The organism is Synechococcus sp. W60.3 (assembly GCF_047502615.1).
In the GTDB taxonomy this organism is placed as follows: Bacteria; Cyanobacteriota; Cyanobacteriia; order Thermostichales; family Thermostichaceae; genus Thermostichus.
Genome location: NZ_JANSHJ010000076.1, coordinates 1 through 387, shown reverse-complemented (window position 1 = coordinate 387; position 387 = coordinate 1). Strand labels below are relative to the sequence as shown.

General features: G+C 50.4%; 1 protein-coding gene. It reads left to right on the top strand.

Annotated features, from left to right (window positions below):
• Positions 1-252: hypothetical protein (locus NW846_RS12515; protein ID WP_414516196.1), on the top strand; the 252-nt coding region annotated here is incomplete at its 5' end.
• Positions 253-387 lie beyond the last annotated feature (135 nt).

Genomic DNA, 387 nt, shown 5'->3' with positions numbered 1-387 from the left:
TATCGTGCCGCCGCTGCCGTTGTGGATGCCACCCCCTTGCTGGTTAGCACTGTTCCCCGAGATATCGGCTTTGTTGATAGTTACTGTGCCCAGGTTGTGGATGCCGCCCCCGAAAGAAAAAGCCCCATTACTGGAGATCTGAACCTCGGAGACTGCAAGCTGACTGCCGACCTCCACAAAAACACCGCCACCGGCAGTATCTGGAAAATTGGCTCCATCAGCACAGCCGCCTTTGATCGCTACACTTTGTAGATTGAGCTTACTTCCACTGCTGACATGGAAAATCCGAAACTCGCCTTTGGCTGCACTACCATTTAGATCGCACTTTACCGAAGTACAGCCTTTTAATTTAAAATAGGGTACAGGTATTCAAGAGGAAGGAGAGAA